The organism is Shimia sp. R10_1 (assembly GCF_017744095.1).
In the GTDB taxonomy this organism is placed as follows: Bacteria; Pseudomonadota; Alphaproteobacteria; order Rhodobacterales; family Rhodobacteraceae; genus Shimia.
Map to the genome: position 1 here is coordinate 335,263 of NZ_JAGHQX010000005.1, position 12,065 is coordinate 347,327.

The following is a 12,065-nucleotide window of genomic DNA, read 5'->3' on the forward strand; positions in this document are numbered from 1 at the left end:
TTCAAAACAACGGTGCAGGCGTGAGGGCTCAATCCCTTGGTGCAGCTGCCCGTCTCAGCCGGTCATTGATCGCCAGCCCCAGCCCTGTTTCCGGGATTGGGGACACTGCAATAGGGGCGTCTCCGTCCTGATCAAGCTTGTGCAGGTGGTGGAATAGATTGGCCGCCGCTTCGGTCAGGTCGCCTGCCGGGCTCAGGTTCAGGGTTGCACCTTCAACCTTGCCAAAGCCCAAAAGCCGCTCGCCAGCCGTGATGTCGGTTGCGTTCAGTCGCACCGTAGCACCGGGGGCATAGTGGGAGGTCATCTGTCCCGGCGCGGTCAGCGGGGCGTTGTCCGCCCGGCCGGTCACCGGCGCACCCAGTGCGGCCTCTAATGCTTCCACCGGGAGGCCACCGGGGCGCAGCAGTGTTGGGGTTTCTGACAGCCCGAGAATGGTGGATTCCACGCCCACATCACAGGCCCCGCCATCCACCACCGCTTCAATCCGGCCTGCGAGCCCAGCAACCACATGCGCAGCCTCTGTGGGGCTGATTTTGCCTGACGGATTGGCGGAGGGCGCGGCAACCGGGCCATCAAAGGCCGCAAGCAGGCCCTTTGCCACCGGATGAGCTGGTACGCGGATCGCAAGCGTCGGCAATTCGGCGGTGACGAGCGGTGACAGGCCCGAATCCGGGCGGATCGGCAGCACCAGCGTCAGGGGACCGGGCCAGAAGGCTGCGGCGATCCGATCTGCGGTGTCGCTCCAAATGACGTAGCGTTTCGCAGCTTCCACAGTGGCCACATGCACGATCAGCGGGTTGAATCTGGGGCGTCCTTTGGCCTCAAAAATCCGCGCCACGGCGTGGTCCTGACGGGCGTCAGCCCCCAATCCATACACGGTTTCCGTAGGGAACGCGACCAAACCGCCGCCTGTCAGAACAGTCGCAGCCTCAGCAAAGCCATCGGCGGTGGCGGTTAGGGTTTTGGTGTCCAACTCAGGGCTCTCCTGTGACGTGGCGTTCCGCTATGATAGGGTCAGCCGCCCCACTATCTTGGCGTTCAAAAGCTGCATACAAGCGTCATTACACAAAGCCAAGCCTGCCGGAGAGACACATGCCCTTTCGCGCCCCAGTGACTGATTTCCAATTTCTGTTCGACCACGTGGTCGATTTCGCTCAGATCTCTGCAACCGAACGCTTTGGCGATGCGGACAGCGATACGCGCGATGCCATTCTGGTAGAAGCAGGCAAAATGGTCGAAGAGGTCATGGCGCCCTTGCAACGCAACGGCGATCTTGAAGGGGCCGTGCTGGAAAACGGGGTTGTGCGCACCTCTCCGGGCTTTGGTGAGGCTTACAAACAGATTGCGGAAGGCGGCTGGGTCTCCACCAGCGCCGATCCGGCCTTTGGCGGCATGGGCCTGCCCCATTCCATCACCACAGCGGTCAACGAAATGATGGCCTCCGGCTGCCTGTCGCTTCAGCTCAACCCGCTGATGACACAGGGGCAGATCGAAGCGCTGGAGCATCACGCCTCTGATGAGATCAAAGCAACCTATCTCCCCAAGCTGATCTCAGGTGAATGGGCCGGCACCATGAACCTGACTGAGCCCGCCGCAGGCTCTGACGTGGGCGCGTTGCGCTCCAAAGCGGAGCCGAACGGCGATGGCTCTTACGCGGTCACCGGCCAGAAGATCTACATCAGCTGGGGGGACAACGACTTCACCGAAAACGTCTGCCACCTGGTTCTGGCCCGTCTGCCCGATGGTGTGCCCGGCACCAAAGGCATCAGCCTCTTCATCGTGCCAAAGTTCCTGCCAGACGAAAACGGCGCGCCCGGTGTGGCCAACACGCTGAAAGTGGTCAGCCTTGAGCACAAAATGGGCCTGCACGGCTCCCCCACCGCCGTGATGCAATACGACGGGGCCAAAGGCTGGCTGATCGGCCCAGAGCACGGCGGCATGAAAGCCATGTTCACCATGATGAACAACGCGCGCCTTGGCGTGGGTGGTCAGGGCGTCGGCACCGCCGAGGCGGCCTATCAGCACGCCCTCAGCTACGCGATGGACCGCACCCAGGGCCGCAGCCCGATTGAGGGTGGCACCGGCACCATCATGGATCACGCCGATGTGCGCCGCATGCTGACCGGCATGAAGGCCGACATCTTCGCGGCCCGCGCCATCGAAATGGCCTGCGCTGTCGCGATTGACATGGGCACCGCCACAGGCGCCGCAGATTGGAAAGCCCGCGCCGCCTTCCTCACCCCGATTTCCAAAGCCTTTGGCACCGATGTGGGCATGAAAGTCTCGGAGGACGGTGTGCAGGTCCACGGTGGCATGGGTTTCATCGAAGAAACCGGCGCTGCGCAGTTTTATCGCGATGTACGTGTGACCGCGATCTATGAAGGCACCAACGGTATTCAGGCCATGGATCTTGTGGCACGCAAACTGATGGACGGTGGCGACGCCGCCTACGCCATCCTTGATGAGATCGAAGATTGCGCCGAAAAAGTGCGTGAAAGCATGGCCGATCTGGCAGAGCCTCTGTGGCAGGCCACCGAAACCCTGCGCGAGGCCACCGAATGGATGGTGGCACAGGGCGATCTGAACGACCGCTTTGCTGGCTCCGTGCCGTTCCTGCGCGGCTTTGCCCGCGTGCTGGGTGGCTACTACCACCTGCGTGCCGCCATTGCGGAGGGCGGCGAAGGTCCACGCAGCAAACTGGCGAAATTCTACATCAAACGCCTGCTGCCAGAGCACGCGGGCGTGCTGGCCCACGCCATGGAAGGCGCAAGCGATCTCTATGCGCTGAGCCCAGAAGAACTGGGAGCCGCCTGATGGCAGACGGCGCGGCCGGCGGCATCCGCTATCCATGGGACACTCCCCCGGCAGAGGGGGAGGCCATCACCGTGGCCGAAGGGGTGCTCTGGATGCGCCTGCCGTTGCCTATGAAGCTTGATCACGTCAACATCTACGCGCTGGACGAGGGCGACAGCTGGACGGTGGTGGACACAGGATTTGACAGCAAGCGATCACGCGCGATCTGGCAAAAGCTGCTTGATGGCCCGCTTGCGGGAAAACCCGTGGGGCGGGTTGTCGTGACCCACCACCACCCCGATCACGTTGGCCTTGCGGGCTGGTTTCAGTCCGCACATGGCGCGGAGCTCTGGACCACCCGCACGGCTTGGCTGTTTGCCCGTATGCTTCAGCTCGATGAACAGGCTTTGCCGCGTCAGGAAACGCTGGATTTCTATCGTGCTTGCGGCATGGACGAAGAGATTTTCCAGAAACGTGCCAGCGAACGCCCCTTCAATTTTGCTGATATGGTCGCGCCTATGCCGCTTGGCTTTAAGCGCGTCAAACAGGATGATGTGATCCGCATGGGCGGACGCGACTGGGATGTGCATATCGGCAACGGCCATGCACCAGAGCACGCCACTTTCTGGAGCCGTGATGATCATCTGGTGCTCTCCGGCGATCAGATCCTACCGTCCATCAGCTCCAACATCGGCGTCTACGCCACAGAGCCAGAGGCCGATCCGGTGGCCGACTGGCTGGAGGCCTGTGAACGGCTGGCGACCTACGCGCGGGAGGACCAGCTGATTCTTGGCGGCCACAAACTGCCCTTCACTGGCGCGCCAACCCGCATGCGCCAACTGATCGACAACCACCACGGCGCGCTCGACCGCTTGAAAGATCACTTGGACGATCCGAAAACCGCAGGTGAATGCTTTCCGCCTTTGTTCAAACGCACCATTGATGAAGGGGCCTATGGCCTCGCCTTGGTGGAGGCCCTTGCTCATTTGAACCATCTCTACCAGATTGGGGAGATAAGCCGGACAATGCGCGAAGATGGCGCCTACGTCTGGCAGAGGATCAAATAAGGCAGCTTTTATGAGCGAAGACATCAAGACCACAGCAGAGGCAGCAGAGGCTGCGGCTCTGCCGCGCCGCCGTGAGGTACATTCCAATCCAGACGTGGCAGAGGTCGAGGTGCCCGAAAAGGTCGCCAAGGAACCCGTGCAATCCAAAAGCGCAGCGGAATGGGCCTATGAGCGGCTGATCCTCTATATCCAGAACTTTGAAAAGCAGCTGGATGAATCCCACGAAGTTGCCATGGGTTTTGTCGGCGGTGAGGCCGGTGTACTGCGGATCGAGGGCATGGGCTATTTTGATCCTGACATTGTGACCTTCTACGGTACCGACTCAAGCGGCATCAAAACCCAGCTGGTACAGCATGTGAGCCAGCTCAATGTGATGCTGCGTGCATTGCCCAAACCCAGCGATGATCGCGAGGCCCCCACGCGCATCGGTTTCCGCCTTGCAGAAGGGCTGAAGAAGTAGGCGCGCGGCCCGTGCGTCATTTTGTGTCGCCTTTCACCGGGCTTGCTTTGCGCAGGCAGGGTGACAGGTGATGCTGAATCAGCTATCCAAAACGTAAGCGACAGGAGGAATGACCATGGCAGAACACAAACACGGCTCGATGGATATCGAAGTTCAGGAAAAAACCTTTGCAGGCTTTATCAAAGCTTCTGTGTATGTGGCCGCTGGCAGCATTGGCATTCTGGTCTTCTTGGCGCTCTTCAACAGCTAAGGTCTAAAGGGCCGCATTCGGGCCACAGAGGTGCCCCCTCATGATCAGAACTCTTCGTATGATGGCGCTGGCTTTGCTGGCGCTTTCTGTTGCGGCTTGTACCATTCGCAATCCGGTGGAGACCAACGCACCCGACCGTGACGTTGCTGCGGCGCGGTATGCGCATTCCGGTCCCAAACAGCTGACGCTCTATACCATGGTGTCCAATGACAATGGGGCAGGGGCGCACAGTTCTCTATTGATCAACGCCAGCGAACGTGTGGCTTTTGATCCGGCTGGCTCGTTTCGTACCGAAGGCATCATCGCCAAAAATGACGTGGTCTACGGCATGTCACCTTACCTTGTGGATCAATACACCCGCTTCCATGCACGCGAGACCTTCCATGTCGTTGTGCAGTCTCTGGACGTCAGTCCAGAGGTCGCCGAACTGGCACTTCGTAAGGCGCAGTCTCTTGGTCCGGTGTTGGAATCCCAATGTGCGCTGACCACCTCGCAGTTGCTGTCGAGTTTGCCGGGGTTTGAAGATGCGCCGGGCACGTTTTCGCCGCTTAAGCTGAGCGAGTATTTCGCGGCCAAAGGGGCGAGCTATGATCGTCTGTTTGAATATGACGACGCGGACAAATCCAAAGTTCTTGCGGCTTTTGTGCCGGAATATGAGCGCGCGGCGACCAACTGATCTGCGCACGTTAACCATGAATTTTCGGAAGTTCTGTGCGTGAAATGCCACCGACGCAATACCGTAGGGATACCGACGCGATACCGACGTGTGATTTTCAGAGGATTTGCAGCCCGCCAAAAAGGGTTAACGCACCGACGAGGATCGCCCAAAGAATGTTTTTGGTGACGTAGCCGGTGACCAGCGTCGCCGCCGCTGCCGCCATCCGCGCAGGGTCAGGCTCGCCCCCTGTGGCGCTTGGCCAGATCACCAGCGGAGCCACAAGACCGGGCAGCACCGCAACAGCGGTGTAGCGCAGGTGGCGCAGCACCCACTCGGGCATTTGCCGGTCGCCGATGATGCCCAGAAACACGTAGCGCAGCCCAAAACTGCCGATCCCCATGCAAATGATGATGATCCAGGTCGTGGCCTCATTCATTTGGAATCCCTCGCTTTTTCGGTGCGCCGCTCAACTTCAGCTCCGGTGATCATTCCTGCCGCAGCGGCCACCATCAGCCCGAGGTTCCAAGGCAGGAAGGCGAATGTCAGCGCCGTGATGACCGAGACCACCGCCGCCAGAACATGGGCTTTGGTGCGTAGCATCGGCCCGATCATCGCCAGAAACGTGATCGGCACCGCAAAATCCAACGCAAAGGAAGGCGGAATGGCCTGCCCCACCACCGCGCCCACCAATGTGGCGGCGTACCAGACTGGAAATACAGGGGTAATGGAGCCCACAAAGTAAGAGAACTTTTGCCCCAGCGTCATTTCAGTACGCTTCTCAAACTCAATGATTGCAAGGGCATAGCTCTGATCGACCAAGCCATAAGCGACGAAGGCCCGTCGCCAGAAAGGCAGGCCCCCAAAGTGTGGTGTCAGCGATGCCGAGTACATCGCCATGCGCAGATTTACGGTCAGCGCGGAGGCAATCACAACAACAGTCGGCGCGTTTTCCGCCATAAGCTGCAGCGCGGTGAATTGGGCCGCGCCGGCAATGACAACCACTGAAAAAGCAAGGGTTTGCAAGACAGGGAGCCCCGCTTCCGTGGCCACCACCCCAAACAGCAAAGCAAAGGGCCCAACCACCAACAGGAAGGGCAGACCATGGCGAAAGCCGCGCATAAACTCGGTGCGATCAAAGAAAGATGTCATGAGGTCCGCCAAGCAAACAAAGCATGCAACGCCTAACCAACTCAGGGCAGGGTTGCAATGGATTGAACAGACGCAAACGTGTTGGATTGATGGTGGTCATTCTCGGGAAAGCTGATTAGGTTTCAATGCGATGTGGAGGATGTTTCATGGCAGATGCACCAGAGACAGCGGGCTATTTGATTGCGCCAAACCCCAAAGCGCCGCGTTTGACGCGGGCGGTTATGGGCACCGATCAATTTGGGCAAGCGACTGAAATCTCGGTTGTGGAAGAGCGCCCCCTGACCATCTACCTCAACAGCCGCGAGATCGTGACGGCAATGACCATTGGGGATCATCCAGTCTATCTCGCTCTTGGGTTTTTGCTCAACCAAGGCATGCTTAAGCCGTCAGACAAAGTGACAGGCGTGGATTATGACGAAGAGCTTGAAGTTGTCGTGGTGCGCACCGAAGCGCAAACAAATCACGAAGAAAAGCTCAAGAAAAAGACCCGCACATCCGGCTGCGCTGTCGGAACAGTCTTTGGCGATATGATGGAAGGCTTAGACGGGGTCACCCTGTCCAAGACCGCAGTGCGCACCAGCGATCTTTACACTCTGGCGCATAAAATCAATCGCACCCCTTCTCTTTATCTGGAGGCGGGGGCTATCCATGGCACGGTGTTGTGTCAGGGGGCGCAACCCCTTGTTTATATGGAAGATGTAGGACGCCACAACGCTGTGGATAAGATCGCCGGATGGATGTTTCAGGAAGGCGTCAGCGCAGAGGACAAGGTGCTTTATACCACGGGGCGGCTGACCTCAGAAATGGTGATCAAATGTGCGTTGATGGGCATTCCTGTTCTGGCTTCGCGGTCTGGATTCACCGCGTGGGGCGTTGAAATTGCACAACAGGTTGGCTTGACCCTGATTGGCCGCATGCGAGGGCAGCGGTTTGTATGTTTGAGCGGAGAGGAGCGTCTCGTGCGAGATGCCGATCCGCACAGCGTCCCGCAAGAACCTCGCAAACAAGGACGCAAAGGCGGAGAAACAGCGTGAAGCAACCTTTGGGAGTGATCCTCGCCGGCGGGCAGGCCACACGCATGGGCGGTGGTGACAAAGGCCGCCTGATGCTTGGGGATCGCAGTATCTTACAGCATGTCATTGACCGGTTGGAGCCGCAGGTCGCGGGGCTTGCGCTGAATGCCAATGGCGATCCTGCGCGGTTTGAAGACTTGGCTTTGCCAGTGGTGCCGGACTCTCTTGCAGAGTACCCGGGCCCTCTCGCGGGTGTCCTTGCGGGCCTTGATTGGGCCGCGGAGCAAGGCGCTGATGCCATCGTCACGGCTGCGGCTGACACCCCGTTTTTTCCATGCGATTTGGTCCCGCGTTTGCTTTTGGCTTCCGAGCAGGCAGACCATCCGATTGCTCTCGCAGCGTCAGGTCAGTCTGGTGCTAAAGTCTGGCGACAGCCAACATTTGGGCTTTGGCCGGTTGCGCTGCGTGATGACTTGCGAAACGCATTGAAAGACGGTCTGAGAAAAGTGGTGCTGTGGACGGATAAGCACAACGCTGGTGAAGCCACATTCATGCATAACGGGTTGGATCCGTTCTTTAATGTCAACACCCCGGAGGACCTGAAAGAGGCGCGCCGGATGTCTGGAGAGGCCGAAGAGTGAAGCAGGTTTATGGCGTGGTCGGTTGGAAGAATTCCGGCAAGACAGGGTTGATGGAGCGTTTGGTGGCCGAAATTACGGGGCGCGGATTTTCGGTTTCGACCATCAAACATGCGCACCATAGTTTCGACGTGGACCAGCCCGGAAAAGATAGTCATCGGCACCGGGTTGCGGGCGCGAGCGAAGTGTTGTTGGCAAGCGGTACGCGTTGGGCTTTGATGCATGAACTGCGTGACGCAGAGGAGCCGCCACTCTCAGAATTGTTGGAGAAACTCGCACCCGTCGATTTGATCTTGATTGAAGGTTATAAACGCGACAATCACCGCAAGGTCGAAGCGCACCGCGCGGTGACTGGCAATCCGCTGATAGCGCCGGACGACCTGACTGTGCGCGCGATTGCTTCAGACACGTCGCTTGAAATTGATCGGCCGGTGATAGATTTGAATGACACTACCGCGATCGCAGATTTTATTCTCGCTGATCTTGGAATGTAGACGCTGTTTCAGGTGGTTGCCGGGAGGGTATAACTATGGCTGAAGACAATGACTTGGTGCCACCACCGTTGAAAAACGATTGTTTCGCGCTGCCTTCTGACACGCATTGGACGCCTGTTGCCGAAGCTTTGGTGCTGCTCAAAGAACGCTTGGATATTTGCGTCGGCGAAGAATATGTGGCGCTCGCAGATGCGCTCGGCCGCATTCTGTCAGAAGACCCAATAGCGCAGCGTTCCAACCCGCCTCAGCCCAACTCTGCTGTCGATGGTTTCGGCCTGCGACATGCTGATATTGTGAATGGTCCACAGAGCCTCCCGTTGGTACCGGGGCGCTCTGCTGCTGGTGCGCCCTATCTGGGCGCAGTTCCAGAAGGACACGCGATACGTATTTTGACGGGCGCTACCATTCCCCACGGCGTGGACACCGTGATTTTACAGGAAGATGTCAACACGGACGGTAACGCGATTGCGTTTCATGGGCCTCTCAAGAAAGGCGCGAACACGCGCAAAGCAGGTGAGGATGTCGCCGCCGGTGACGTGATCTTGGCAAAGGGCCGACAGATAACACCTGCTGACTTGGCCCTTGTGGCCGCCACAGGCATTGGTGCGCTTAAGGTTTATAAGCGACTGAAAGTCGGAGTTATTTCGACCGGAGACGAACTGGCAGAGGCGGGTGACGCCGCACGTGCTGATCAGATTTATGACGCCAATCGCCCAATGCTGTTGGCAATGATCTTACAGTTTGGATTCGAGCCGGTAGATATGGGACGTGCCCCCGATGATCGGTTGGCCGTGAAGCGGTTTCTTGATGAAGCTGCGTCGAAATCTGATGTGATCCTGACGTCTGGAGGCGCTTCTGCGGGGGACGAAGATCACATGTCAGCCCTGTTGAATGAGACAGGAGCGATGGCGCTTTGGCGCCTTGCCATCAAGCCAGGCCGGCCGCTGGCTTTGGCGATGTGGAATGGGACGCCCGTATTTGGCCTACCGGGAAACCCTGTTGCGGCGATGGTTTGTACATTGATCTTTGCGAAGCCTGCGATGTCTTGTCTGGCGGGGGCAGGATGGCAGCTTCCTGCGCCGCAGTGGGTGCCCGCAGCGTTCACAAAGAGCAAGAAAGCGGGACGGCGAGAATACCTTCGAGCGCGTCTGAGGGACGGCAAAGCAGAGGTGTTTCGCTCAGAAGGGTCAGGCCGGATCAGTGGTCTAAGCTGGGCTGAGGGATTGGTTGAGTTGCCCGATGAGGCGATGCAGGTCGGCGAGGGGAGCCTTGTTGCATATTACCCCTACACAGCGTTCGGTTTGAGCTGAACGCGGCATCCTTGCCTCCAAGTATAGGTCAGTCAAATATCCCAGCAACCCTGCCCAAAAGCATGAATGCGCGCGCTGTACGTGTTTCGGAAAGCGCTGCGATGTCTGAGTCGGTGGCTGTTTCCTCAAACTCGACAAAGCTGTTGTCAAACCGGCGGAGGAAGTGGTGCGCGGCATCTCTGAAAATCGCATCTTGCTTCATGCGGCCCGCAGCCAATGCAAGAGAACTGCGATCTCGCACCCCGCCCAATGCGCCGATGGGCTTGCCACGCACGCCAGATGCGAAGCGGCGCCAAATTTCAGGCCGTGCCAAGTCTGGACGCAAATCATCCATGTAGATGCCGTCCTGACTGAGCAAGGTTAGCACATCTTGGCTCGCTTGAATCAGCTGGGCGGCTTGCCTGTCGCGTAGCGCCTTTCGCAAAGCGGCAAAGCCATCTGCATCCTCTGCGTTTTCGGGAAAATTCAGGGCCTGAATGAAATCGGAACGCGCAAGAGGCGGAGAAAGATCCTCTGCGGGCGTGCCCAAGGCGAGCGTGCCTTGATCGATTTGCGCGTGCTCTGGCGTGTCTGGAGCTACGGGTTTGCGAATGCTGTCTGTTCGGTCACGGCTGGACGAGAAGGTCGCCAAAGCGGTTTCTGTTTTCCGCGTCGCCGCTGCGATCTCATCCAGTTTTTTTGTCACAGACGGCTCAACGCCCTGGGCGACTTGTGCGCCCTGAGCCTGCAGCACATAGGTGCGGCGCATTGCGTCAATGGCGGCCTGAAGGCGCGCGCTTTCCTCACGCATCACGCGCGATGAGCGGGCAGCGGTTGCCGCCACCCAGATCATCGCAACGGGCATGAACACCGTGAACAGTGTCATCAAGAAGGCGACGCCATCGGAATGATCAAACGGATTGCCAGGGAGAATCATAAAGAACACGACCGCCCCGAGCAGCCAAGCGAAAGTCGCGCCAACCGCAATCCACTCGACGACGGTGATCTTTGGTTGCAAAGGCTTTTCGTAGATTCCCAGCGGCGTCGACTGGGATTGCGTTTCGTCTTTCATACCTGTCTGTCTGGTACTCATCAGTTACTTATACGCGATCGTGAGCACTTCGTAGCTTTTTTCGCCGCCTGGCGTGCGCACTTCAACGCTGTCGCCCTCTTCTTTACCGATCAAGGCGCGGGCGATTGGCGATTTGATGTTGAGAAGCCCCTTTTCCACATTGGCTTCGTGCTCGCCAACAATTTGCCATGTCTTCTCTTCGTCAGTGTCTTCGTCCACCAAGGTGACAGTTGCGCCAAATTTGATGGCGCCAGACAAGGTCGCAGGATCAATAACCTCTGCAAGCCCAATCACGCCTTCAAGCTCTTTGATACGGCCCTCAATAAAACCCTGCTTTTCACGTGCAGAGTGATATTCGGCATTCTCTTTGAGATCGCCAAGCTCACGCGCAGATGCAATTGCTTCAATGATTGCAGGACGTTCGACTGTTTTCAGCTGCTTCAATTCCGCTTCGAGCGCTGAGTGACCAGCGCGAGTCATTGGTAGTTTTTCCATGGGTGCGGTCCCGTTGGTTTTTGGCCGCCATAACAGCAGGGCGGCAGTTCTGTTTCAACTGTTGCAGTGCAGCATGCACCGAGGCTCCTTAAAAATGCAAGTGGTCCTCCTATTGCAAGGATAAATGTGCGGCTGTGCCGCAAAATCACTTTAATAGGGCGAAATGTCGTCGGGTTCTGATTGACGGATCGAATATAGTCACGCTAGCAGATGCGAAAGAATATTACCCAGCGAGCCGGAAGGGGAAGCCAATGTCGGAAATCGAACGCGAAGCCATGGAGTATGATGTTGTGATTGTTGGCGCGGGCCCTGCGGGTCTGTCAGCTGCGATCCGTCTGAAACAGCTTGATGCGGACCTCGACGTTGTGGTGCTGGAAAAAGGCTCTGAAGTTGGGGCGCATATTCTGTCTGGTGCGGTTTTGGACCCGTGCGGTCTGGATGCGCTGATTCCGGACTGGAAGGACAAAGGCGCGCCGCTCAATACCCCGGTGAAAGAAGACAACTTCTTCATGCTGGGCGAAGCCGGCGAAATCCGCATCCCAAACTTCCCGATGCCACCCCTGATGAACAACCACGGCAACTACATTGTCTCCATGGGCAATGTCTGTCGCTGGATGGCGGAACAGGCCGAAGAGCTGGGCGTGGAGATCTTCCCGGGCATGGCGTGTTCTGAGCTGGTCTATGGCG

15 protein-coding genes are annotated in these 12,065 nt (G+C 58.2%); 10 read left to right on the plus strand and 5 right to left on the minus strand.

The annotated features are described in order from the left end of the window. Positions 1–28: 28 nt before the first annotated feature. Positions 29–973: an L-threonylcarbamoyladenylate synthase gene (locus tag J7413_RS12060; RefSeq protein ID WP_209098453.1), complete on the minus strand. Its 945-nt coding sequence runs from the start codon at positions 971–973 to the stop codon at positions 29–31. Positions 974–1,092: 119 nt separating this feature from the next. Between J7413_RS12060 and J7413_RS12065 the strand changes: the two genes are divergently transcribed. From J7413_RS12065 to J7413_RS12085, 5 genes are all read left to right on the plus strand, one after another. Further along, the gene (locus J7413_RS12065; protein WP_209098455.1) at positions 1,093–2,814 is read left to right on the plus strand and encodes an acyl-CoA dehydrogenase; all 1,722 of its coding nucleotides are present in this window, start codon (positions 1,093–1,095) and stop codon (positions 2,812–2,814) included. After that, the gene (locus J7413_RS12070; RefSeq protein ID WP_209098457.1) at positions 2,814–3,860 is read left to right on the plus strand and encodes an MBL fold metallo-hydrolase; all 1,047 of its coding nucleotides are present in this window, start codon (positions 2,814–2,816) and stop codon (positions 3,858–3,860) included. The genes J7413_RS12065 and J7413_RS12070 overlap by 1 nt, the downstream gene beginning before the upstream one ends. A gap of 10 nt (positions 3,861–3,870) precedes the next feature. Further along, positions 3,871–4,320 carry a DUF6173 family protein gene (locus tag J7413_RS12075; protein ID WP_209098459.1) on the plus strand — a complete coding sequence of 150 codons (450 nt, stop codon included), beginning with the start codon at positions 3,871–3,873 and terminating at the stop codon, positions 4,318–4,320. A 115-nt stretch (positions 4,321–4,435) separates the two neighbouring features. Continuing rightward, positions 4,436–4,570 carry an aa3-type cytochrome c oxidase subunit IV gene (locus tag J7413_RS12080; RefSeq protein ID WP_209098461.1) on the plus strand — a complete coding sequence of 45 codons (135 nt, stop codon included), beginning with the start codon at positions 4,436–4,438 and terminating at the stop codon, positions 4,568–4,570. A 40-nt stretch (positions 4,571–4,610) separates the two neighbouring features. Beyond that, positions 4,611–5,246, plus strand: coding sequence for a hypothetical protein (locus J7413_RS12085; protein WP_247743478.1), 636 nt, complete (start codon positions 4,611–4,613; stop codon positions 5,244–5,246). Positions 5,247–5,343: 97 nt separating this feature from the next. On the opposite strand, the gene J7413_RS12090 is transcribed toward J7413_RS12085, so the two are convergent. Both J7413_RS12090 and J7413_RS12095 read right to left on the minus strand, forming a co-directional pair. After that, entirely contained in the window at positions 5,344–5,664 is a 321-nt protein-coding gene (locus J7413_RS12090) for an AzlD domain-containing protein (RefSeq protein ID WP_209098463.1), read from the minus strand. Then, positions 5,661–6,377 carry an AzlC family ABC transporter permease gene (locus J7413_RS12095; RefSeq protein ID WP_209098465.1) on the minus strand — a complete coding sequence of 239 codons (717 nt, stop codon included), beginning with the start codon at positions 6,375–6,377 and terminating at the stop codon, positions 5,661–5,663. The genes J7413_RS12090 and J7413_RS12095 overlap by 4 nt, the downstream gene beginning before the upstream one ends. 146 nt (positions 6,378–6,523) lie before the next feature. Between J7413_RS12095 and fdhD the strand changes: the two genes are divergently transcribed. The 4 genes from fdhD to glp are packed head-to-tail and all read left to right on the plus strand — an operon-like array spanning position 6,524 to position 9,832. Continuing rightward, positions 6,524–7,411 (plus strand): formate dehydrogenase accessory sulfurtransferase FdhD, encoded by an 888-nt coding sequence (gene fdhD / locus J7413_RS12100; protein ID WP_209098467.1) that lies wholly within the window; start codon positions 6,524–6,526, stop codon positions 7,409–7,411. Continuing rightward, the gene (gene mobA / locus J7413_RS12105; protein WP_209098470.1) at positions 7,408–8,031 is read left to right on the plus strand and encodes a molybdenum cofactor guanylyltransferase MobA; all 624 of its coding nucleotides are present in this window, start codon (positions 7,408–7,410) and stop codon (positions 8,029–8,031) included. The genes fdhD and mobA overlap by 4 nt, the downstream gene beginning before the upstream one ends. Positions 8,032–8,081: 50 nt before the next feature. Next, a complete protein-coding gene (mobB, locus tag J7413_RS12110; protein WP_209098527.1) occupies positions 8,082–8,522 on the plus strand; it encodes a molybdopterin-guanine dinucleotide biosynthesis protein B in 441 nt (146 codons plus the stop codon). Positions 8,523–8,557: 35 nt separating this feature from the next. Then, positions 8,558–9,832, plus strand: coding sequence for a gephyrin-like molybdotransferase Glp (gene glp, locus J7413_RS12115; RefSeq protein ID WP_209098472.1), 1,275 nt, complete (start codon positions 8,558–8,560; stop codon positions 9,830–9,832). A 28-nt stretch (positions 9,833–9,860) separates the two neighbouring features. On the opposite strand, the gene J7413_RS12120 is transcribed toward glp, so the two are convergent. Both J7413_RS12120 and greA read right to left on the minus strand, forming a co-directional pair. Next, positions 9,861–10,904, minus strand: a complete 1,044-nt coding sequence (locus J7413_RS12120; RefSeq protein WP_247743479.1) for a hypothetical protein — start codon at positions 10,902–10,904, stop codon at positions 9,861–9,863. A gap of 3 nt (positions 10,905–10,907) precedes the next feature. Further along, the gene (gene greA / locus J7413_RS12125; protein WP_209098474.1) at positions 10,908–11,378 is read right to left on the minus strand and encodes a transcription elongation factor GreA; all 471 of its coding nucleotides are present in this window, start codon (positions 11,376–11,378) and stop codon (positions 10,908–10,910) included. 251 nt (positions 11,379–11,629) lie between these two features. Here greA and J7413_RS12130 point away from each other — a divergent pair. Beyond that, the coding region (locus J7413_RS12130) for an NAD(P)/FAD-dependent oxidoreductase (RefSeq protein ID WP_209098476.1) at positions 11,630–12,065 on the plus strand (436 nt) is incomplete at its 3' end.